General features: G+C 63.7%; 23 protein-coding genes, 1 tRNA gene and 1 pseudogene. 10 read left to right on the top strand and 15 right to left on the bottom strand.

Features of this window, described 5'->3' with window-relative positions:
• Positions 1-10 precede the first annotated feature (10 nt).
• The 6 genes from QDT69_RS21815 to QDT69_RS21790 all read right to left on the bottom strand — a co-directional run bounded on the left by QDT69_RS21815 (position 11) and on the right by QDT69_RS21790 (position 5611).
• Positions 11-1396 carry a sigma-54 dependent transcriptional regulator gene (locus QDT69_RS21815; protein WP_279708522.1) on the bottom strand — a complete coding sequence of 462 codons (1386 nt, stop codon included), beginning with the start codon at positions 1394-1396 and terminating at the stop codon, positions 11-13.
• A 55-nt stretch (positions 1397-1451) separates the two neighbouring features.
• Positions 1452-1802 (bottom strand): flagellar motor switch protein FliN, encoded by a 351-nt coding sequence (gene fliN / locus QDT69_RS21810; protein WP_279708521.1) that lies wholly within the window; start codon positions 1800-1802, stop codon positions 1452-1454.
• A gap of 20 nt (positions 1803-1822) precedes the next feature.
• A complete protein-coding gene (locus QDT69_RS21805; RefSeq protein WP_279708520.1) occupies positions 1823-2446 on the bottom strand; it encodes a FliH/SctL family protein in 624 nt (207 codons plus the stop codon).
• Entirely contained in the window at positions 2446-3531 is a 1086-nt protein-coding gene (fliG, locus tag QDT69_RS21800; protein WP_021077001.1) for a flagellar motor switch protein FliG, read from the bottom strand. Before fliG ends, QDT69_RS21805 begins: the two co-directional genes overlap by 1 nt.
• A gap of 1 nt (position 3532) precedes the next feature.
• On the bottom strand, positions 3533-5161 hold the full coding sequence (fliF, locus tag QDT69_RS21795; protein ID WP_279708519.1) for a flagellar basal-body MS-ring/collar protein FliF: 1629 nt from the start codon (positions 5159-5161) through the stop codon (positions 3533-3535).
• A 174-nt stretch (positions 5162-5335) separates the two neighbouring features.
• On the bottom strand, positions 5336-5611 hold the full coding sequence (locus tag QDT69_RS21790; RefSeq protein ID WP_002714638.1) for a DUF1153 domain-containing protein: 276 nt from the start codon (positions 5609-5611) through the stop codon (positions 5336-5338).
• Between the two features lie 543 nt (positions 5612-6154).
• Here QDT69_RS21790 and QDT69_RS21785 point away from each other — a divergent pair.
• Complete coding sequence (locus QDT69_RS21785) at positions 6155-6934, top strand: alpha/beta hydrolase (protein ID WP_279708518.1); 780 nt, start codon at positions 6155-6157, stop codon at positions 6932-6934.
• Between the two features lie 79 nt (positions 6935-7013).
• Here the strand turns inward: QDT69_RS21785 and QDT69_RS21780 are convergent, their stop codons facing one another.
• The 5 genes from QDT69_RS21780 to QDT69_RS21760 all read right to left on the bottom strand — a co-directional run bounded on the left by QDT69_RS21780 (position 7014) and on the right by QDT69_RS21760 (position 11347).
• Positions 7014-7259: a hypothetical protein gene (locus QDT69_RS21780; RefSeq protein ID WP_279708517.1), complete on the bottom strand. Its 246-nt coding sequence runs from the start codon at positions 7257-7259 to the stop codon at positions 7014-7016.
• 725 nt (positions 7260-7984) lie between these two features.
• Positions 7985-8296 carry a hypothetical protein gene (locus QDT69_RS21775; protein WP_279708516.1) on the bottom strand — a complete coding sequence of 104 codons (312 nt, stop codon included), beginning with the start codon at positions 8294-8296 and terminating at the stop codon, positions 7985-7987.
• 182 nt (positions 8297-8478) lie between these two features.
• Entirely contained in the window at positions 8479-8661 is a 183-nt protein-coding gene (locus tag QDT69_RS21770; RefSeq protein WP_279708515.1) for a hypothetical protein, read from the bottom strand.
• A 357-nt stretch (positions 8662-9018) separates the two neighbouring features.
• Positions 9019-9741 carry a flagellar hook capping FlgD N-terminal domain-containing protein gene (locus QDT69_RS21765; RefSeq protein WP_279708514.1) on the bottom strand — a complete coding sequence of 241 codons (723 nt, stop codon included), beginning with the start codon at positions 9739-9741 and terminating at the stop codon, positions 9019-9021.
• 10 nt (positions 9742-9751) lie between these two features.
• Positions 9752-11347, bottom strand: coding sequence for a flagellar hook-length control protein FliK (locus QDT69_RS21760; RefSeq protein ID WP_279708513.1), 1596 nt, complete (start codon positions 11345-11347; stop codon positions 9752-9754).
• Positions 11348-11708: 361 nt separating this feature from the next.
• On the opposite strand from QDT69_RS21760, the gene mnmA reads away from it, so the two are divergent.
• The 5 genes and pseudogenes from mnmA to QDT69_RS21735 form a co-directional block, all read left to right on the top strand.
• Positions 11709-12905 carry a tRNA 2-thiouridine(34) synthase MnmA gene (gene mnmA, locus QDT69_RS21755; protein ID WP_279708512.1) on the top strand — a complete coding sequence of 399 codons (1197 nt, stop codon included), beginning with the start codon at positions 11709-11711 and terminating at the stop codon, positions 12903-12905.
• A 102-nt stretch (positions 12906-13007) separates the two neighbouring features.
• A complete protein-coding gene (locus QDT69_RS21750) occupies positions 13008-13646 on the top strand; it encodes a methyltransferase domain-containing protein (protein WP_279708511.1) in 639 nt (212 codons plus the stop codon).
• 54 nt (positions 13647-13700) lie between these two features.
• Positions 13701-14066: a hypothetical protein gene (locus QDT69_RS21745; protein ID WP_279708510.1), complete on the top strand. Its 366-nt coding sequence runs from the start codon at positions 13701-13703 to the stop codon at positions 14064-14066.
• A gap of 116 nt (positions 14067-14182) precedes the next feature.
• Positions 14183-14259, top strand: a tRNA-Met gene (locus QDT69_RS21740).
• A gap of 384 nt (positions 14260-14643) precedes the next feature.
• Positions 14644-15026: pseudogene (locus tag QDT69_RS21735) on the top strand (conjugal transfer protein TrbE); the annotation flags it as partial.
• Positions 15027-15092: 66 nt separating this feature from the next.
• Here the strand turns inward: QDT69_RS21735 and QDT69_RS21730 are convergent.
• The 3 genes from QDT69_RS21730 to QDT69_RS21720 form a co-directional block, all read right to left on the bottom strand.
• Positions 15093-15911, bottom strand: coding sequence for a pirin family protein (locus tag QDT69_RS21730; RefSeq protein WP_279708509.1), 819 nt, complete (start codon positions 15909-15911; stop codon positions 15093-15095).
• 79 nt (positions 15912-15990) lie between these two features.
• On the bottom strand, positions 15991-16581 hold the full coding sequence (locus QDT69_RS21725; RefSeq protein WP_279708508.1) for an NAD(P)H-dependent oxidoreductase: 591 nt from the start codon (positions 16579-16581) through the stop codon (positions 15991-15993).
• 78 nt (positions 16582-16659) lie between these two features.
• A complete protein-coding gene (locus tag QDT69_RS21720) occupies positions 16660-17079 on the bottom strand; it encodes a DoxX family protein (RefSeq protein WP_279708507.1) in 420 nt (139 codons plus the stop codon).
• A 110-nt stretch (positions 17080-17189) separates the two neighbouring features.
• Here QDT69_RS21720 and QDT69_RS21715 point away from each other — a divergent pair, with 110 nt between their 5' ends.
• The 3 genes from QDT69_RS21715 to QDT69_RS21705 all read left to right on the top strand — a co-directional run bounded on the left by QDT69_RS21715 (position 17190) and on the right by QDT69_RS21705 (position 19445).
• Positions 17190-18095 (top strand): LysR family transcriptional regulator, encoded by a 906-nt coding sequence (locus tag QDT69_RS21715; RefSeq protein WP_279708506.1) that lies wholly within the window; start codon positions 17190-17192, stop codon positions 18093-18095.
• Between the two features lie 898 nt (positions 18096-18993).
• Entirely contained in the window at positions 18994-19158 is a 165-nt protein-coding gene (locus QDT69_RS21710; RefSeq protein WP_279708505.1) for a hypothetical protein, read from the top strand.
• Between the two features lie 53 nt (positions 19159-19211).
• The gene (locus tag QDT69_RS21705) at positions 19212-19445 is read left to right on the top strand and encodes a hypothetical protein (protein ID WP_279708504.1); all 234 of its coding nucleotides are present in this window, start codon (positions 19212-19214) and stop codon (positions 19443-19445) included.
• A 347-nt stretch (positions 19446-19792) separates the two neighbouring features.
• Here the strand turns inward: QDT69_RS21705 and QDT69_RS21700 are convergent, their stop codons facing one another.
• On the bottom strand, positions 19793-20722 hold the full coding sequence (locus tag QDT69_RS21700) for a Dyp-type peroxidase (protein WP_279708503.1): 930 nt from the start codon (positions 20720-20722) through the stop codon (positions 19793-19795).
• 395 nt (positions 20723-21117) lie between these two features.
• Here QDT69_RS21700 and QDT69_RS21695 point away from each other — a divergent pair, with 395 nt between their 5' ends.
• The gene (locus QDT69_RS21695; RefSeq protein ID WP_279708502.1) at positions 21118-21390 is read left to right on the top strand and encodes a DUF1488 family protein; all 273 of its coding nucleotides are present in this window, start codon (positions 21118-21120) and stop codon (positions 21388-21390) included.
• Positions 21391-21559: the final 169 nt, after the last annotated feature.

The raw sequence follows: 21559 nt of genomic DNA, 5'->3' as shown, positions 1-21559 counted from the left end.
GCTCCTTTTCCTACCCGGCGTTCGCCATGCGCTGATAGTCGGGAGCGCCGTTGCCGGCCGGGGTGATCGGGATGCCGCCGTCGGCATATTCGTTCAGCTTGTTGCGCAGCGTGCGGATCGAGATGCCGAGGATGTTGGCCGCATGGGTGCGGTTGCCGAGGCAGTGCTTCAGCGTTTCCAGGATCAGGTCGCGTTCGACGTCGGCGACGGTGCGGCCGACCAGCGCGCGGGTGACCTGCTCGGCGGCCAGCGTGGCGTGCGCCACCGCGGGCGCGGTCTTGGCGAGGTCGAGGCGATCGCCATCGGGGGTCAGGATCGCGTCGAGACCGATCTCGTCGCCCTGCGCCATCAGGACCGAGCGATGGATGGTGTTCTCGAGCTCGCGGACGTTGCCCTGCCAGCGGTTCGCGGTCAGGACGCGGCGGGCCTCGGTCGAGATCGGGCGGACCGGAAGGCCGTTGGCCTCGGCGTACTTCTTGGCGAAGTGCTGCGCCAGCTCGAGGATGTCGGCCGGACGGTCGCGCAGCGGCGGGATCTTCAGGTTGACGACGTTGAGGCGGAACAACAGGTCCTCGCGGAAGCTGCCTTCTCGCACGGCCTCCGACAGATTGCGGTTCGAGGTCGCGATGATGCGGATGTCGACCGGGACCGGCTTGGTGCCGCCGACGCGGTCGATCACGCGCTCCTGGATCGCGCGCAAGAGCTTCGACTGAAGGCGGACGTCCATCTCGGAGATTTCGTCGAGCAGCAGCGTGCCGCCGGTCGCTTCCTCGAACTTGCCGATGCGGCGTGCCACCGCGCCCGTGAAGGCGCCCTTCTCATGGCCGAACAGTTCGGATTCCAGCAGGTGCTCGGGGATCGCCGCGCAGTTGATCGAGATGAACGGCCGCTTGGCGCGGGCCGAGCGGGAATGGACATAGCGCGCCAGCACTTCCTTGCCGGTGCCGGACTCGCCCGTGATCATGACGGACGCGTCGGAGCCGGCGATCTGCTGCGCCAGCTTGATCACCCGGCCCATCGCCTCGTCGCGATAGATCAGGTCGCGGGCGTCGTTGGCGACCGCGGCCAGCACTGCTGCGATCAGCTCGGGGTCGGGCGGCAGCGGGATGTATTCCTTGGCGCCGGCGTGGATCGCGGCGACCGCGGCGCGGGCGTCGTTTGAGATGCCGCAGGCGACGATCGGAACGTGGATGTGTTCGGCTTCGAGCCGCATCACGAGGTCGCGGATGTCGAGGCCGACATCGACCAGCAGGAGGTCGGCGCCCTTGCCGCCGCGCAGCACGTTCATCGCCTGCTCGGCGGCCTCGGCGTGGGTCACCGAGGCGCCGTTGTCCATCGCGATCTTGGTCGCGGTCGTGAGCTGGCCCTTCAGGGTGCCAACGATGAGAAGCCGCATGATGATCTCCTGTTCGTCTGGTCGCGCAGATTCCGCGCGCTACTGTTGCATTCGTTTAAGAGCGTTCTGCCTTGATGATTTCGGTCATGGTCACGCCGAGCTTGTCTTCCACCAGCACTACTTCGCCACGCGCCACCAGGCGGTTGTTGACGTAGATGTCGATCGCTTCGCCGACGCGGCGGTCGAGTTCGAGCACGGTGCCCGGTCCGAGCTTCAGGAGGTCGCCGACGTCCATCTTGGAGCGGCCGAGCACGGCCGAGACCTGCACCGGCACGTCGAACACGGCCTCGAGGTCGGCCGCGATGCGCGCGGCATTTTCGTCCTCGTTGTAGCCGATGTCGTCGATCCCGGGCGCGTCGGCGGTGTTGAGATCGGGAAGCGGGACTTGGGTGTCGGTGTCGCTCATGGTTCAGCCCTCAATCGCGTTCAGCCAGCCTCGCCGCGGGACGCCAGATAGCGCCCGACGAGTTCGTTGATCTTGCCTTCGATCGCGGCGCGCTCCAGCACCACGCCACCATCGGCCCATTCGATCCGGCAGTCGCCGGTCGCAATGGTCGGCTCGGCCAGGATCACCAGCCGGCCCTGGAAACCGGAATGCGCCGCCATCTGCTCGATGTTGTGGTGCGCCGCCTCATAGAGCGCGTCGTTGATGCGGACCACGAGATGCGGGGTTGCCACCAGATGCGAGAAGCAGTCGGAGACCAGCGCGGTGATCTCGCCGAGCGGCTCGCGCGCGATCAGTTCGGCGCAGAGCTTGCGGGCGACCGCGACCGCGACATCGACGGCCTCGGTCTCCATCCGCGTCTCGATGCCGGCAAAGCGCGCAGCGATGCCCTTGATCGCGGCGCCGATCTCTTCCAGCGCCTGCGCCATGCGGCGGTCGCTCTCGACCTTGGCCTCGCGCAGCGCGGCTTCATAGCCGGCGCGATAGGCCCGCGCTTCGGCGTCGGCGACCTTCTGGGCAACCTCGGCGGGCGTCGGCGCGCGCTCGCGGGCGCGGTCGGGGGCCGAGAAGTCGGTGTCGAACAGGAATTTTGCGGGTGCGGCCATCAGTACACCAGCTCGTCGTCGGCGCGGTTCTTGGTCAGGGTGATCTCGCCGCGGGCGGCGAGGTCCTTGGCGAGGTTGACGAGCAGCGCCTGCGCCTCGTCGACGTCGCGCAGGCGCACCGGGCCCATCGCGGCCATGTCGTCCATCAGCATCTTGCCGGCGCGCGAGGACATATTGCCGAGGAAGAAGCTGCGCACCTCCTCGTTGGCGCTCTTCAGCGCGACGCCGAGCTTGTCCTTGTCGATGTTGCGCATCAGCGTCTGGGCCGAGGCGGAATCCAGCTTGATCAGGTCGTCGAAGGTGAACATCAGCGCCTTGATGCGCTCGGCGGATTCGCGGTTCTCTTCTTCCAGCGAGGTGATGAAGCGGGTCTCGGTCTGGCGGTCGAAATTGTTGAAGATCTCGGCCATCACCTCATGGGCGTCGCGGCGCCGGGTCTGCGACAGGTTCGACATGAACTCGGTGCGCAGCGTCTGCTCGACGCGCTCGATCACTTCCTTCTGCACCGCCTCCATGCGCAGCATGCGGCCGACCACGTCGAGGGCGATGTCCTCGGGCAGGATCGCCAGCACGCGCGCGGCATGCTCCGGCTTCAGCTTCGACAGCACCACTGCGATGGTCTGCGGGTACTCGTTCTTGAGGTAGTTGGCGAGCACCTCTTCCTGCACGTTGGAGAGCTTCTCCCACATGTTGCGGCCGGCGGGACCGCGGATCTCGTCCATGATGCCGGTGACGCGCTCGGCCGGCAGGTATTGCTGCAGCAGCCGTTCGGTGGCGTCGAAATTGCCCATCAGCGCGCCGGAGGCCGACATCCGCGAGACGAATTCCAGCATCAAATCCTCGACCACGTCGGCCTCGACGGTGCCGAGCGTCGACATGTGCACCGACAGCTCGCGGACCTCCTCGTCGTCGAGCATCGACCAGATCTTGCCGCCGTATTGCTCGCCGAGCGCGAGCATCAGGATCGCGGCGCGCTTCGGGCCGGGCAACGGCTTGCCCTTGGGCCGTGCGCTCTGCCGGTTCGCCAGCGTCGAGAGGACGGTGGCGATGTCGTTGGCGTTGGTGGTCTGGGGTACGGCGGCCATGTCAGTTCTCTACCGGCTCGCTCAGCCATTGACGGACGATGGAGACGGTCTCGTTCGGATTGCGCTCGGCGAGTTCGCCGACCCGGTGCACGGCCTGGGCGTGGACCTGGCCCTGGATCTGGGCGACGTCGATCAATTGCGCCGCGCCGCTGCCGGCCGGAATCAGCGCCTGGCCGGTCGCACCAGCGCTCTCGGCATTGGCTTCGGCCAGCGCCGGCACGCCGCCACCTGCCAGCGCCGGAATGACGTCGGCGGCGACGATGCGCTTGACCAGCGGGCGGACCACCATGAACAGCACGACCAGGCCGAGCATCATCATGACGCCGAGCTCGATGACGTACATCACGTCATCCTTGGTGAATTGCAGCATGCCGAGCAGGCCGGTCGGCTCGGTGATCGGCTGCGAGGCGGGCGGCTCGGCGAAGCGCAGGTTCACGACCTCGACCTGGTCGCCGCGCTTCTGGTCGAAGCCGATCGCGGAGCGAACCAGGGCGGCGATGCGGTCGAGCTGCTCCTTGGTGCGGTCCTGGTAGACCATCTCGCCTTTTTCGTTCTTGGAGTAGGCACCGTCGACCAGCACCGCGACCGAGATGCGGTTGACGCGGCCGGCCTCGGTCACCTCGGTCTTGGTGGTGCGGGAAATCTCGTAATTGTTGGTTTCCTCGCTCTTCTTGCTCTGGTCGCGGGCGCGGGCGGCGTTGTCCTGGTTCTGGTTGCCCGGCAGCTCGTTGGCGACGGTGACCTGACCGGAATTGTCGGCGGTGAGGCTCGATTCCTCGCGGGTCTGGGTCGAGCGCAGCACGCGGCCCTCGGGGTCGAACTTGTCCGAGGTCTGGGTGATCTTGTTGTAGTCGAAGTCAGCGGAGAGCTGGACGCGGGCGCGCCCGGCGCCGACCACCGAGGAGACGATGTCCTCGACCTGCTTGCGCATCCGCTTCTCGAAGGCGGCGCGGCGCTCGTCGCCGACCGCGGCATCGGCGTCGGATTGGGCGCCGTCGGCGAGCAACTGGCCGGCCTCGTCGACGATCGAGACCCGCTGCGGCTTCAGCCCGTTGACGGCGGAGGCGACGACGTGGCGGATCGCGCGGATCTGCTGCGGCTCCAGCGAACCGCGCACCCTGAGCACGATCGAGGCCGACGGCTCCGGCGTCTCGCGCGAGAACAACGGCTTTTCCGGCAGCACGAGGTGGACGCGCGCGGCCTGGACGCGGTCGATGGCGCGGATGGTGCGGGCGAGCTCGCCCTCCAGCGCGCGCAAATGATTGATGTTCTGGACGAAGCTCGTGGTGCCCAAGGCGTCCGACTTGTCGAAGATCTCGTAGCCTACGCCGCCGCCTTTGGGGATGCCGCCCTCGGCGAGCTTCATTCTGAGCCGCGTCACCTTGTCCTTCGGCACCATGATCGCGGCACCGTCATTGCGCAGCTCGAACGGGATCGCCTGGCGCTCCAGCTCCTTGATAATGGCCGAGGAATCCTCGGTCGACAGGTCGGTGAAGAGGGTGGTCATCTGCGGCGTGGTGACGCGCATGATGACGAAGGCGAAGAAGCCGATCAGGGCCGCGGTGACCGCAACCATGGCCGCGAGGCGGGCCGCACCAAGACCTCTCAGGAAAGCAACCAGACTTTGCACCAACGGCCCCCAGGGATTCGGCCCACGCGGGTCCGACTGGGCAAATATTGCCTAGGGTATGGTTTCCATATGGTTAACGAAGGTTAAGGACCGCGGCAAAATCGCGGACATGAAAAAAACCGGCTTCGCGGGGCGAAGCCGGTTTTCGTCAAATGCCACTTGTATTGACGGGATTTACTGCCGGTACTGCTGGATCCGGGTGGTGCGCAGTCCGGCCAGACCATGCTGGTCGATCGAGAACTGCCAGGAAAGGAATTCATCGACGGTCAACGTGTAGCGGCTGCAGGCCTCCTCGAGGGAGAGCAGGCCGCCGCGGACCGCAGCGACGACTTCGGCCTTGCGGCGGATGACCCACCGTTTGGTACCGGGGGCCGGCAAATCCGCAATCGTTAACGGGCTGCCGTCAGGCCCGATGACGTATTTCACCCTCGGGCGATGGGGTTCTGTCATGGCGTACTCACAAACTCTCAACCACTGAACTCGCGATTGGTAACCTACGCCTCCCGGTTTAAAATTTGCCTAAGCCCAAGCGTTCAATACGAATCTCGTTGGAACGGCCGGGAACACGGGGCTGGCTGGTGCCCTCCGGCGCACATATCTCGCAGCGGAGCAAGCGGTACCCCCCTCCCTAACCCTCCCCCGCAAGGGGGGAGGGAACCCGCTCGCCGGTACGTCTCTCACAAATCGGATGTGTAATGACTCGCGCCAAGTGAGGTGAGCACTCTAGTCAGGCTCCCTCCCCCCTTGCGGGGGAGGGCGGGGAGAGGGGAGAGCCCCAAGCGAGATGTTCGATCTGAAGCACACGCTTCCACAATCTCGACTGCGCCCCACGGAACGTGAACGATCGTCGATCTTCCCGCCTGTTCAACTATCCTTGATCTCCGCGCTCAGAGCGGCGCGGCGCGTAACCAGGCGCGGTTGCGTACGTAGGAGAGGTTGTCCGCTCGCCGCAGGTGAGCGCGCTTCGCCACTTCCTCCATCCGAGCCCTTGTCATGATGATGAACAGACGCACTTTCTCGACCGCCCTGCTTGCCGGCGCGGCAGCTTCACTGGTGTCCTCGCGCGGCATGGCCGCAACCACGCCGCCAGTGCAGGCGCGCAACGTCGTGCTGGTGCATGGCCTGTTCGCCGACGGCTCCTGCTGGTCCGAGGTCATTCCGCGATTGCAGACGGCCGGGCTCAATGTGACATCGGTGCAAAATCCGTTGACCACGCTGCCGGAAGCGGTCGCATCGGCGCAGCGCGTGCTCGATCGCCAGGATGGTCCGACCGTTCTGGTCGGCCATTCCTTCTCCGGAATGATCGTCACCGAGGCCGGCGTGCATCCGAATGTTTCGGCGCTGGTGTATGTCGCCGCGCGCGCACCCGATGCGGACGAGGACTACACCGCATTGGCAAAAACCTATCCGACGCCGCCGGCAAGCGCCGGCATCGTGTTCGACGGAGACGAGGGCCGGCTGAGTGAAGCCGCGTTCCTGCGCGATTTCGCCGGCGACCTGCCGGAGGCCAAGGCGAAGGTGCTCTATGCCGTGCAGCAGCCGTTCCACAAGCAACTGCTCGCCGGCAGGACCAGCCATGCGGCCTGGCGCAGCAAGCCGAGCTATTACGCGGTCTCGACCGAGGACCGCACCATCAATCCGGATCTCGAACGCTTCATGGCGAAGCGGATGGGCGCCACCACGATCGAGGTGAAGGCCAGCCATCTGGCGCTGATCTCGCAGCCCGATCCTATCGCGCGGCTGATCATCAACGCCGCGGGACGGCCGGAGTGATCACCGGCTTTTCCATGCATCGACAACGAAACGGCCCCGGGAACGCGGAGACGTTTCCGGGGCCGCATTGCGCGTACTCTTAGAGGATATGCGCACCGTGACTGTTGAGGATGCCGTGATCGCCAGTGATCGGGATCAGATCATGGACCACAGTATCGACATCGACAGGCGCGCTCGCCGTATTGCCTAAGGCAATGTTGCCGCCATTCACGGTCGCGATCGGCAGGCTTTGCAGGTCGTGACCGAGATCGTGGATCAGATTGTCGACCGGATTGGTCGGGTCGTCCTTTCCATTGACCACACCGGTGAGCAGAGCGGCCGCCACGGCATCGAGCGCATGCACGGTGTCGGTGAGGTCGGCGCCGAGATGCGTTACGGCCTCGGACCCGATGATCCCGTCATGCCGCCCGACGAAGAGCCGCCGCTTCCGGCATCCGCGCCGCCGCCACCCGCCGATCGTCCTGATGATCCGGAGCTGCTTGATCCAGAAGCGCCGCCAGGAGCAGTGCCCTGTCCCATGGCCTGATACTGATCAGCATAAGCATTCGGGTCGCTCATGTGGTTTGCCTCCGTGTTGCGTCTAACCGGGGCAAAAACCGAAGCTTGAGCGGAATGGTTGCGTCGCGAACGCGTGCGCGCCTGAGCATGGCAAATGGTCGATGTCGCGCACGATTCAAATTTTCATCAAGGGCGGTGCGTTGACTGAATTGCACGGGCTGCAAAGCAGCGTGATGCAGCTCACGGCGTGTGCGCGCGGCGCATCATGGTTGGGGCGTCGCATCGGAGCGACGAATGGAAAACGAAGGACCCCGACATCATGGCCAACATCGACCACAAGCAAGGCACCTCAACGATCGCCGCCAATTCGAGCCAACCTTTCACATTCTGGTGGGGAAAGGATTCGAAGGCGCCCAACGAGTTTTTCGACGTATCGATCGCACAATTTTCCGGTCACGTTCGATGCCAATCACGTCTGCATCTATTGATGCGGCGAGGGCATGAAGCGGGCCGCGCCCGTCGCGCGGCCGGCGTCGGGCGAATCCGGCAGCGTCAGATGACGCTCGACGACGACCACATGTGCAGGATCACAATGGAGGGCCATGGCAGGATGACCCAGAACAAATGGATCGCCCGAAACTCGCCGGCCTTCCTCACGAACAGCATAAGGGCGGCGAACCAGATCGCATAAAGGACGAGCAGGAACGGCAGTATCCCCTTTGCGGACGGATCGGGCGCCAACCAGGGCAAGACGCTATAGACGCCCCCATAGATAAAGACATACGCCATGATGAGCGGAAACGACACGCCGACGCCGAGCACGGCGCCGCCAATCAAGGCGCCGAGCATCTTCAATTCTTTCAAGTGAGGCTCCCTCGAATGCAAATTCTTGTTGGGTAGCGATCAGGGCACGCGCTCAACCTAAACGAGATGAATGTGCAAACAGATTACGGATTGCGACAAATTGTCGGGATGCGCATAACCCGACGGCGAGGCGCGAGAGCCAACGGCCGGCTGCGCTCTGGTCTGATATCCCGCCTGTGCGCCTACTCGCCGGCCGGCGGCGGCAACCGTTCCCGGAGCGCTGCGATCTCGAGCATGACGTTAATGGCGATCGTCTTGAGGCGAGCATTCTCGGCCATCGTCTCGGCGAGCTGCGGAGGTATCGCTGCCGCATGCTGGCGGGTGGTCTGGGCGAGTTCTGGCGGTGTGGGGCGTGTCGTGTTCACGAGCTAACTCTTGCCGGTGGCGACCAGCCTGTGCTGCTGCGAAGGTTCAGGGCTGAATCGGCGCTCAAGCGCGCAAATGAAGATAGCGCCCGCTAGCTTACAGGCAGCTTACACGGAACAATTTATTGCTGATTGTGTCTGTGGCGCCGCTCCTGGCAATGCCGGGGAGAGCAAAGCTCGGACAGATCATGTCGCGAGAACGCGGAAGTTTGCCCCACCAGCCGTGCAACGCATTCAGTGTCGTCCTGGCTTTCGCCAGGACGACGAACGGCGAGTCCCGCTCGCAACATCCGCCGCAGAGTATGGGTCCCTGCTTTCGCAGGGACGACAGGTCTGTGTGCAGCGGAGACCTTTAGCTTAACTGCTGCTGCCGCCAGTCGCGCCGCGCACCACGCGCTTGATCTTGTCGGTGGTGTAGGTCTGGCCGCCGATCGAGAGCAGCGGCGGGGAGGCGGTCAGGTCGACGGAGTCGACGACGCCTTGAATTTCGGTCGAGATCGCGAGGTCGTTGCCCTTGGAATCCTTGCCGGTGGCGGTCAGCGTGTAGGTGCCGGCCGGCCACTGGGTGCCGTCATTGCCCTTGCCGTCCCAGACGAAGCTGGCATTGCCCTGCTTCAGGTTGAAATTGCCGGAATAGGCGGTCTGGCCGGTCGCGCTCGTGATCGTGATGGTGGCGCTGGTGGCTTGCGGGGACACCAGATTCCAGGTCGCCGATTTGTTGAACTGGGTCTTGCTGCCGTCGACCGCGACGGTGTTGCCGACATAGACCAGCGCCTGGGTCGACTGTGCGCTCTTCTCGATCGCAATCAGCTGCTTGAGCTGATCGTTGGATTTCAACTGCTGCTCGACACCGGCGAACTGCACGAGCTGCTGGGTGAACTGGTTGGTGTCGAGCGGATCGAGCGGGTTCTGGTGCTGCAACTGCGTCGTCAGCAGCGTCAGGAAGGTCTGGAAATTGTCGGCGATGCCCTGCGACGAAGTCGTCATGCCGGTGCCGGTGCTGCTGCTGCCGGAGCTCGTTCCGTTGCTGGTGCCCGGTGCCGAGACGACCGGCGTTGGCATGGTTGCATCGACTGCCATGGTGAACTCCTTACACTCTGATATCGACGCCGCCGAGGGCGCTGCTTGCGCGGCCGTAGGAGCGGCCTGCCGCGGCGGCGGGAACGCTGTCCTCCTCGGCGACAATCAAACGATGGGCGTGCGGATTGGGTTGGCTGTTGTTGTTCTGACCCGACTGCGATTGATCGCGCAGGCTGAACTGCAATCCACCATTGCCGGTCGAGAGGCCGGCATTGTCGAGCGCGCGCTGCAGCTGGTTGGCGTCCTGGCGCAGCATCGATAGCGTTTCCGGGCGCTCGACGGTGAGATGCGAGGTCACCTGGCCGTTGCGATCGACATCGATGCGGACATCGATGCGGCCGAGCTCGGCAGGGTCGAGCCGGATCTCGAAGCGGCTCTTGCCGCTCTTGGCGGAGGCGGCGATCTGCATCGCAAGCCCGCTGAGCGGCACGGCGGCGCTTTGCGCGGCGTTGGTCACGGTCAATTGCGCGGTCGCCGACGGCGTCGTCTGGGTGGCGAGTTGTGGCTGGAGTGCATTCGCCGCCTGCGCGCTGGGATCGGGCGCCGTAACCTGGGTCTGCGCAGCTGCCTGGCCGCCGGCCGCTGGCGCGGCCTTGCCGTCGCTGCTCGCATCGGCCTTGATGGCATCGGCTGCGCCGTCTGCGTCGGCCTTCGCCTTGCCGGCAACCGCAGTCGGCTGCGCAACGGCGGGAACGATGTTGGTGGGAGCGGCCTGCGCGGTGGCGTTGCTGCCCTGGGCTGCGCCGTCCTGGCCGGCAGGCGCAGTCGCAACCGCGTCCTTGGTGGTCAGCTGTGTCTTGGCTTGCGGCGTCGTCTTGGTGGCGGGCGTTCCGGCAGCGACGGTGGCGGCGAGTGTCGCATCGCCAGTCGCAGTCGCTTCGCCCGCGGCCGTTGCCGTATCGGTGGCGGTGACCTGTGCCTCGCTCTTGACGCCGGCCGCCTTGGCGACCTTGTCAGCATTTGCTGCGGTGGTCGCCGCGGTTGCGGTGTCGGCGCCAGCCGGCGCTCCGGTGCCGGCGGCGGCACCGGTACCGGCGATCGCCGAGCTTGCAGCAATGGCCGCAGCCGCGATCGCGAGAGGCGCGGCGGGCTGGCCGGAAGGCGCGGTCGCCGCCGCGGCCGGGTCGGTCGCCGTTGCTGCGGCAACGGGAACGGCAACCACGGCGTTGGCTGTCGCCGCGGTGGATGGATCCGCCTGCGGCACTGCTTGCGTCGTGGCCTTGTCGCCGGTGGATTGCGTATCGGTGCTCGACTTCGAATCGTCCGATTTCGATTTCGACTTGGTCTTGCGCGGCGCGTCGCCATCGTTGTCGTTATCGACCTTGGTGTCGTCGCGCGAACTGCCGGCGTCTCGCGACGTCCGATCGGGCGCCGTGCTGTTGTCGCGGGAGCGTGCGTCGGTCGTCGAAGACGAATCGTCGGACCGGCGCGCGGGTGCCGGCTGGGAGTTGTGCCGGCTGTTGTCGCTGGCGGACGCAGTGTTGCTATCGACCAGCGCGGCAAAGCCGTCATTCCCCGCCTGCGAGGCGGGATCGGGTCGTGCCGACCGCTGGGTCGCGCCCTGAAAAGACCGGCCTGCCAATGCTTCCGACGTGACGCTGACCACTGCCAACCCTCGCAAATGAGACTTCCGGCGTTTTGTCAGCAAGGAGCGGGCCAACGGGCGGGCACAGAATATATCGAGTTATATCAGTTCGTTATGGCTGGTGCAGGCGGCTTGGAACCGGTTCCCGGCAGGCCCCGTTTTTGCCCGGCGGCAAGATTTGCCGTCCGCGCACGGCAAGGCACGGTTTTCGCCGGATTGCCTCGCCGGAATACGGCCTATATTAAAGGTGGCCTCTGACGCGTCCCGAACCGACCGACCTGGCCCTGGACGCGTTCTAAGGCTTTCTGGACAAAGGCTTTTTCCAATTTCGTCGCGGAGCGCATAGGCTCGCCGCGACAGTGACCAATGACCGCTTAGAGAGATGCTCAACAGTCTGGATCTTGAAGGGCGCCCTGAAGACACACGGATCGTCGTTGCCATGTCCGGCGGCGTCGACTCGTCGGTGACGGCTGCGCTGTTGAAGTCGCAGGGCTATGACGTGGTCGGGATCACGTTGCAGCTCTACGACCATGGCGCCGCGACCCATCGCAAGGGCGCCTGCTGCGCCGGCCGCGACATCCACGACGCGCGCAATGTCGCCGAGCGGATCGGCATCCCGCATTACGTGCTCGATTACGAAAGCCGCTTCAAGCAATCGGTGATCGACAATTTCGCCGACAGCTACGCGCTCGGCGAGACGCCGGTGCCGTGCATCGAGTGCAATCGTTCGGTCAAGTTCCGCGATCTCCTCGCAACCGCGCGCGAACTCGGCGCGCAGGCGCTGGCCACCGGACATTATGTCGCCTCGCGCCGGCTTGCCGACGGATCGCGCTCGCTGGTCTGCGCCGCGGATGCCGATCGCGACCAGAGCTATTTCCTGTTCGCGACCACGCGCGAGCAGCTCGACTTCCTGCGCTTCCCGCTCGGCGACATGACCAAGCCGCAGACCCGTGAGCTGGCGCGGCGCTTCGATCTCGAGGTTGCCGACAAGCAGGACAGCCAGGACATCTGCTTCGTGCCGACCGGCCGCTACACCGACATCATCGGACGCCTGAAGCCGAATGCGATCGCGCCGGGCGATATCGTCGATCTCGCCGGCAGTGTCATCGGCCAGCACCAGGGCATCGTTCATTTCACCGTCGGCCAGCGCAAGGGCCTCGGCATTGCATCTGGCCACCCGCTCTACGTGGTCAAGCTCGATGCGGCGACGCGCCGCGTCGTGGTGGGGCCGCGCGAGGCGCTGCGGATGGATCGCATCGCGCTGCGCGACGTCAACTGGATCGGCGATGGCGCGCTGGATCGCGTGATCGGCGAGGGCATCGAGATCTATGTGCGTGTGCGTTCGACGCGCGCGCCGCAGCCGGCGTGGTTGCGCGCCACTGATGGCGGCTATGAGGTCGAGCTGGTTGCCGGCGAGGAGGGCGTATCGCCCGGCCAAGCCTGCGTGTTCTACGACGCGGCGTCCGGGCAGGCGCGTGTGCTCGGCGGCGGCTTCATCAGAAGTGCGAGCGCGAGCCGCGTGGCGCGGGCCGCGACGCAGGATGCGATGGCGCCGCTCGCGGAAGCGGTTCGCGGATAGCGCATGATTCGGAAAAGTGGGAACCGGTTCTCCCTCGCGACAAACGCGGAACGCGTTTGCGCGGAGATCATGCGCAAACAGAGCTAATTTCGGGGGCAGGGAATGGCTGGGGACATCGACCGCGACGGGGTCGAAAAGGCGTATGGCCGCTGGGCGCCGATCTACGATCTGGTGTTCGGCAAGGTGTTCGATCAGGGCCGTCAGTCGACGATTGCGGAAGCCGATCGGATCGGCGGACGCGTGCTCGATGTCGGCGTCGGCACCGGACTATCGCTGTCGGACTATGCGCGCACCACAAAACTCTGTGGCGTCGACATTTCCGAGCCGATGCTGCGGCGGGCACTGAAGCGCGTGCACGCGCTGGGTCTCAGCAATGTCGAGACGCTGGCGGTGATGGACGCCAAGAACCTTGCCTTCCCGGATTCGTTCTTCGACGCGGTGGTCGCGCAATACGTCATCACCGCGGTGCCCGATCCCGAGGCGACGCTCGACGATTTCATTCGCGTGCTGAAGCCGGGTGGCGAGCTGATCCTGGTCAATCACATCGGCGCCGAGAGCGGCCCGCGCCGCGCCTTCGAGCTCGCCTTCGCGCCGCTGGCGCGGCGGCTCGGCTGGCGCCCGGAATTTCCATGGGAGCGGCTGACCAATTGGGCGGCGAAGCATGGCGGTGTCAGCCTTGCGGAACGCCGGCCGATGCCGCCGATGGGGCATTTCTCGCTGATCCGCTTCCGCAAATCGTGAGGCTTGCTGTGATTTTGACCGGGAACATCGGCGCGTCGTCCTGGTTTTCTGGTCATGAGGATTAATCGAACGCTCGCTTTGACCTGTGCCCTGATCGCGGCGCCCGTGGCTGCCGCGGCACAGGCGCCGCCGACGCCCGCCACGCCGCCGGCACAGACCGCGCCGCCGGCGCCACAGCGCGCCGCCGCAAATTGCGCGCCGCAGCAGCCTTCGCATCCGGGTGTTGCGGCGCCGGAGGGAACCACGACCGGGCAGGGGACCTCGTCGCTAGGCGACAAGCTCGCCAAATCCGACGGCGTGCTCTGTCCGCCAGCCGGCGTTGACCCCGAAATGCGTGCGCCGACCCCGCAAGGCGGCAACACACCGGTGATTCCGCCGCCCGGCAGCCCTGGCGGCGACCAATCAATCAGGCCAAAATAGCCTCTGGCTGCAATAGTTTGCGGCTCCATCCGCCTTTGCTTGACAGGTGCGTGTGGCACTCTTTATATCCCGCGCGTTCGCAGCAGCGGCTTCTATGCCGCCGATCGCGAGCCCATGGCGGGGTAGCTCAGCTGGTTAGAGCACGGGAATCATAATCCTGGGGTCGGGGGTTCGAGTCCCTCCCCCGCTACCAGAAAATATATATAAATCAGTCAGTTCCCGATATCACTGCGCGCGCCCGTAACCGTAGCGGATCGGTGGCGCTTTCATCGTCAAACGACGGTCATTGAATCCTCGAATTTCGTGCGGCATTCGAATCCTTCGCCGCTTGCTCGTTCGGATTCGCAGCCCTCAGTCAAACAGCCGCTTGATTGCGATGGGTGGATCCCAGCCCAGGGGTCGGAAACGCGACCTGGCGGCAAAAGCGATCCTTCTTGTCGCATTCGCCGCAGTCCACGCGTTGAGTGAGGCGAATTTCTATTGGCCCCTTACTCCGGGGTATTTCTGATGAACTCATGGACGCGCGGCAAAACATTGTCGATGTCGCTCATCTCCATTTCATTCGTCAGTCCATCGATCTGCGCTTGCGATGGGCGGAGATTGGCATGATCTCGGCGGCGCATCGTCTGACGGAGGCGACCAGCCTGTCGCGTTGCAGCCGCTGGCTTGGATCGACGATCCCTCCGAGCGAGGATGGGCGACGAATGGATCTGCGCGATCCTGGCGCGGGAAAAGATCGAGATTACCCCGGAGGTCAAGGATCACCTGTGGTCGGCGCGGACGTCTCTCGCCTCGGCACCGATGCCGGAACGCACCCTAACGGGCCTGTCCGTCCTGCTGCAGTCGAACTCCCTCAAACGCGCCCTGCAACCCTATTGCCTGGGCGATCCCTCTGGGCGCCTGCTTGATGCCGAATTCGAACGCCTTGGCGAGGCCTCGGTCCAGGCGTTTGAGACCGATCGCGGACCGCTGCCCGCAGAAACAGGCACAGATGCGGCCGCGCGTCGCTCGTCTAGCGCTGTTGCCCTACACGTAGAGGTGCCGAACTTCAGCGATGCGCGCTTCTCCAGCTTTCAACGCCTCGTCTGAGGTGTGGACCGAGTAATAGCCGAGCACCAGTTCATGAGGATGAGGCACCGCCGAACCGAGAACGAAGGTTGCGCCTTCGGAACCGGCCTGAAGCGGGATCGCAGCATCACTGCGGTCGAACGCGATCATGTCGCCGGCCTTGTAGGGACCCTCACCCACAAGGCTGCCGTGAGACAGGCTGAGCCAGCCGACCTCGTGGCCAACAGGGGTCTCGTAGACCCACGCCTCGCCAGGAGCGAGCGTGACGAGCAGATAGTTGAAGCCATCGAAGGCGCGCACGGGGCTGGTCTTGCCTTGATAGGCGCCGACGATCAGGCGCGCCGGGCCGACGGTCGGAATGCCGCTTGCCTCGATGAATTGCCACTCCGGCGCACTCGCTTCCAGCGCGGCAGGCAGAGCCACCCAGAGCTGAAAACCCTTGAATCGTGACGCGCCAGCCGGTCGATATTCACCGCCATGCCAGATTCCGCTGCCGGCACGCATCCATTCGACCCCGCCATAGTCGAGCAGTCCGGTGCCCCAATCGCCCATATCGAAACGGAGATTGCCCTCGGTGAGGACGGTGACGGTGGCGATGCCCGAATGCGGGTGGAGGTTGTCGCTGCTCGTGATGGACGACGGTGCATCCACCAGGTCGAGGAAGACGAAGGGCTTGAGATATTGGCCAAGGTCCGAGGGGCTCATCAGGCGGGTGATCGGCCCCTGTCCGGAGCCGCGGGTCCGGCTGAAGATTTTCCGCTCGACGAGCTTGGGCATCGCGCGCGCGGTTGAAAGATTGCGTGACATTGTTTGGTCTCCTTGAAAGGCAGTGGCGTGCATGGGCTCTTGGGCGGTTTCAGCCTTGTGCTTGCCGTGCCGACTTCAGCGCGCGGGCCCACCACGCGATGTCGTCCAGCATGGCTGTGGCGGATTGTTCGAGATGGGGGAAATCGTCGAAACTCTTGCCCTGCTGCCAGATCCCGAGAAACTCGACCATGCCGAGATGAACCGCGGAGCGCACGGGCGCCATCTGCAGTTCGACCGCAACCATGCGCAGATGCTCGATCGCGCGGGCCGCACCGACACCGCCATAGCCGACGAATCCGATCGGCTTGCGATTGAACTCCTTGTAGGCATGGTCGAGGGCATTCTTGAGTACGGCGCTGGCACCGTGATTGTACTCCGGCGTCACGACGACGAAGCCGTCGAACGTAGCGAGCTTCGCGGCCCAGCGCTGTGCAACCGGGTTCTCCGGCGGCGCATAGATCGGCGACATCCGCTCATCGAAGAACGGCAGCGGGTAGTCGCGCAGGTCGATCAGCTCGAAAGCTAGATCTGAACGATTGCCGACCAAGTCGCTGAGCCATTTTGCGGGTTTCTCGCCAAAGCGTCCCTTGCGGGTCGAGCCGAGGACGATGCCGATGCGCGGCGTGGATTGCGTGGTCATGTGATGTCCAGTCGATAAGGGGAGGGAAGGGAGGAAGGGCGGGCGGCCCGCCGCACGGGCCGCCACTCCGGGCGCGCGTCAGTCGTTGAACGTTGCGTTTGAAGGCGCCATCGCAGCCAAGCGATCCCGCCGCGACCAGGTTGTGGGCAGGGCCAGCGAGCCCGGCGTTGTGGCCGCGAGGACGAGGAGGCCACCCGCCAGCGCAACGTTCTTCATCAGGTCGATCGGAGCGCCGATATGGACAACGACACCGGTGAGCACGCACCAGGCGGCAAGCAGAACCCCGACAATGCGGGTCTGAACGCCGATGACCAGCGCGGTGCCGCCGACGATTTCGAAGAGACCCATCAGATAGGCCAGCAGCAGCGGGGCCGGCAGGCCCATGTGGCCGAGCATCCCGGCGAAGGTTGGTCCCGTGCCGATTTTCCCGGCGCCCGAGACGAGGAACAGGACCGAGAGCAGGATGCGCCCGGCGAGAAGGAGGAGATTGTTGTTCATGAGATAACCTCATCGGTTGGTTGCCCTCATGAGATAGCGGCGTCGCGATTGATTGATTAGATGGAGAGGTTGGATTGTACTTATCCGAAATTTGACGTAATAGACCATGCATGGTGGATCTCAACGACATCGGCCTGTTCGTGCAGGTCGTTCGCTGCGGCAGCTTCTCGGAGGCCGGCCGGAGGCTCGGTATCCCGCCCAACACGGTGAGCAGGCGCATTCAGGAGCTGGAAGACCAGCTCGGCGCGCGCCTGATGCAGCGCTCCACCCGCAAGCTCACTCTTTCGGATGCAGGTCGCGAATTCCACGACCGCTGTGCCGCAGCGATCGATGGTCTTCAGCAGGCGAGCCAGGATCTCACGGCTGGAAGCCGGGTCCCCAGTGGTCTGGTGCGCGTGGCCGCGCCCGCGAACTTTCTCGATTTCTACACGCCGCAACTGGCGGCGGCTTTCCTGGGAACGTATCCGCAGGTCCGCCTTGAATTCCTGCTCGACGACGCAATCGTCGACCTGATCACGGACCGCATCGATGTCGCATTTCGCGGTGGCAGTGGCGGCGGGTCCGGCTATCTCGCCCATCGCGTGCCGGTCTCGCCGACTGGGCTCTTCGCCAGCCCCGACTATCTGGAGCGCCATGGCTCACCCCAGGCGCTCGCTGAGCTCGCGAGCCACCAATGCCTGACGACCCCACGCCAATCAGATCATGTCGTCTGGCGGTTGCGGGCACCGGAGACTTCCGAAGAGCACGTCGAAGTCACCGGGACCTTCGCGGCCAACAGCACACGCGCCCTCCTTCTGGCGGCTGTTGCCGGCCTTGGCATCGCATTGCTGCCCGGTGCGATTGCTGCCGCCGACGTCGCGGCCGGCCGGCTGGTCCCGATCCTGCCGCAGTACAAGCGCCGCGATCAAAGCATGTGGGTCGTCTATCCCAGCCATCGCCAAGTCTCGCCCGCCGTGAAGGCATTCGTGACCTCGGTCATCAAGCGGTTTGAGGAGGAGATGGTCTTGCTCGACTGATGATCTTGCAGCCGCTTCTCGGCACTGAGTTGCCCAGTCTTGGGCGCAGCTACGCCAGGGCCGCGATCCTGAAACGCGCATCCCGTGTGGCCGCAAGACGTCGCCAGGATGCTGGGATCAAATCGCAACTTGAACTGAATATCGGTATCGGTGGTTGCGCCTCCCCGATTTGAACCCATCGATCGATCGCCTTGTCATCGCGGTTGACCCTGCAAAGTCAGAGCAGCGCGTGTTCAGATGTCAGGCGGTGCAATGACTCTGATCGTGCGACGAATACCCACTTTCGATCGGATAAGTCCAGTGATGCGACCAGTAAGTTATTGATTGTTCTCAACCCGGGGCTGTCTCTTAATCAGCGGGTCCCAGGTTCGAGCCCTGGTGCGCCCACCATTGGAAAGTCTTTTTTTCCAATACCTTCGTGGAGATGCCGACGAGAACAAAATGGGTCTCGTGCGACGTTTCCCGCGGTCGGATTGCCGCGTGCGTTTTCCTTTTCCTCCTACATACGCCCCCTTCAATACAGCCCGCGGATCCTTCGGAACAGGTCGATTACGGATTGGTCGTAGAATAGGACATTTGAGCGAGCGAAGCGGACAATCGCGTTGGTGTCGGCAGGAGAGAACGTCGATCGAGTCGCCGCCGCGGAAGTTCATTAGGATGCAGTTCTTATGGCCAAGATTGCGATCGTCTATTTCAGCGGACGCGGCCGTACCGTAAAGCTGGCAGAAACGGTGCAAAAAGGCTTAGCATCAGGCGCTTCAGCGCAAGTTCGACGCTTGATCGTATATCCGCCCGAAGGCGGAGCGCACCCTCACTGAATTTCTCTGAACGGCCTTGGCTAGCGGTCGTTCGCGAGGTTCACTACTCGGCGCGGACAAGTCCATCATTGAGTACACCTATGAAGAAAAAATTCGATCCTGCTCCCATCGACAAGCTCGCGGTAGATCCCAAGAAGGCGATCGAGGCGGACATGAAGCAAACCAAGCTCGAGGAAGGTCTCGAAGAGACGTTTCCGGCCTCCGATCCTGTGAGCGAGACGCAACCTAAACCCTCAAGGTATTGATCATTCTTGCGACGCCTTCCGCAACATGTGCTGCGACGCGGATCGCGACCGCTGTGCATCTGGTGATCATGCGCTATTTTCTGGATGCTGAGTTCAACGGATTTGGCGGCGAGTTGATTTCTATCGCGCTTGTCCCGCAAGATGATGCCGCGCCGGCATTTTACGAGGCCGTCATCTGCGAACGTCCAACTGCTTGGGTACGCGAGCATGTTCAGCCGGTGCTCGACAAACATCCGCTAAGTCGCGAGCAAGTCTCTGACCGTTTTTTTCGAGTACCTTCACAATGACGAGTGTCCCATCATCGTCGCCGACTGGCCGGAAGACATCGCGAATGCGGCCCGGCTACTCATTCTTGGCCCCGGAACGATGCAGCCCATCCGCCGAATTCGCTTCGAGTTGATCGACGCTGCGATTATCAGTCCATATGTCCCTTCAGCCAGGCGACATAATGCCTTGCGCGATGCTGAAGCGCTCCGCGCCACCGTGTTGGCCTACGAGGAACGCCTGCATTGGGCCAGCTTTGATCGCGTTCCCTATCACCCGTCCGCTTCTTGAGCACAGGACCCGAAGGCGAGGACCGAGCAGTCTGATGATCGATCGGTGCCGTGATTCTGCTAGATGCACGTCGTCCGGTTCAGTCGGCCAGGTTCGCAAGAAATTGCCGCGGCGGCACGAAGAACGTTGCTCCGGAGACGGCGGTTGAGTAGTCGAGGATACGATCGTGAAGCGGAGGCGGATCTCCGATAAACATCCGCTCAAGCATTTTCTCGATGACCCACAGGTGCCGCGAGTAGCCGATGAAGTAGGTCCCGTATTCTCCCCGGCCGGGCACCGCGAACGGCATATTGTCACGCAGAATGTCGTGCTCGCCCTGTTCATCGATGATGGTGCACAGTGTCTTATGGGATTTCTGCCCCTCACTCGCGTCCGCTAGCTCGACATTGTCGAACTTGGTCCGGCCAATGATGGCCTCTTGCGTTTCGGCGGTCTGAGCCCGCCAGGCAGCCAGATTGTGAAGGTACTTCTGGACGACCACATAGCTGCCGCCGGCATGGTCCGGATCTTCATCCCCGACGAGGGCCGCGGCGGGAAGATCGAGTCCATCGGGGTTCGCCGTGCCATCCACGAACTCCAGCAAGTCCCGGCCGTCGAAGTACCTGAAGCCTGCGACATCATCCACGGCGGTGACCGCGTCGCCGAAGGCCTCAAGCAGGATCTTCTCGAACTCGACGATCAGATCGGCGGAGGCGGCGCGGATATGGTAAAGCAGATCTCCCGGCGTTGAAATCGCGGTATGCTTGGCTCCCTTGATCTCCCTGAACGCAGTGAGCTCCTTGGGCTCGGGTTTGCCGGTGAGAGTCTGCCAGACGCGATGACCAATTCCCACGTTCGCGGTGAACGTCTCACCATTGGCCCGTCCCCGGATATCCTTGATGAGATCGGCGGTCGAGCCGACGACAGCACGAATCGTCTCGAGAGCTTGATCGCCAGGATTGATCACCAGCACCAGGAAGGCCGCCGAGGCGGTCGTCGGCGCATCGATGTATTGGGGCTCGGAGTCCATAGTGCGCTGCCGTGACTTTTGAGTCTGCCCAGTTTGCGTTGCGTTGGACGCTGTCACATTCATGGTGTCGTACTCGTTGAATCAGGATCGTCCCGCCGGGTCCGTTGCGCGTCGTTCGTCCAGTTTCGTCTGGGCTTCGGCGATCGATTGGTCGCCTGCTCAAATCTGGCCGAAGATCTCATGTCCTGCAATCGCGCAATTGGGAGGCTGCGCTATCTCGCGAATGGTTGGGCGGAGTGGTTAGCGTCACCTGATAGACAATTTGTCCGTAGCTACTCAGACAAATTGTCCGGAGTTGCTTCATTGCAGGCCGCAAGTCGTTGACGTTACTGCGCGCTGGACGATGGCACATCTATTGCTCCGAGAGGCTCAGATCGATTCATGAAGATTGTCAGATGGCGCTCGCCCGAGATCCCGATGGCCAGTATGAGGTTCACCGTCATGGAATCTATTTCGTGATGTACAGTGATAGTGCCGAGGTCACATGCATGATCGCGCGCAGAGCTCTCAACGTGATGCGCGTGCGATATCATCCTGTTCCAAGCGTCGAGGAACTCTTCCTGATGCGACGAGCGCGCATCGAACGCGCCGCCAGCGACAAGTTTGAAAGCCGTCAACCCAGCGTCACCCGCGTGGTTTCGCTCGATCGGTCCGACGTGGATTTCTAAGCCCAGCTCAGTCTTACAAATGATGCTACAACCCGACACTGCGGCTGCATTCTCTGCTCCGTCGCAGGAAAATCCTCCCGGATCCGAAGCACCGATGCCGGCAACGACCCGGTCCGGAGTGCTTTCGACCGTGTTCCGAGCCAATCCCATTCCCCGATCGGAAAAATCT

The organism is Bradyrhizobium sp. CER78 (assembly GCF_029846235.1).
Taxonomy (GTDB): domain Bacteria; phylum Pseudomonadota; class Alphaproteobacteria; order Rhizobiales; family Xanthobacteraceae; genus Bradyrhizobium.
Note: the sequence above shows the minus strand (reverse complement) of the source record. Positions and strands in the feature narration are given on the sequence as shown.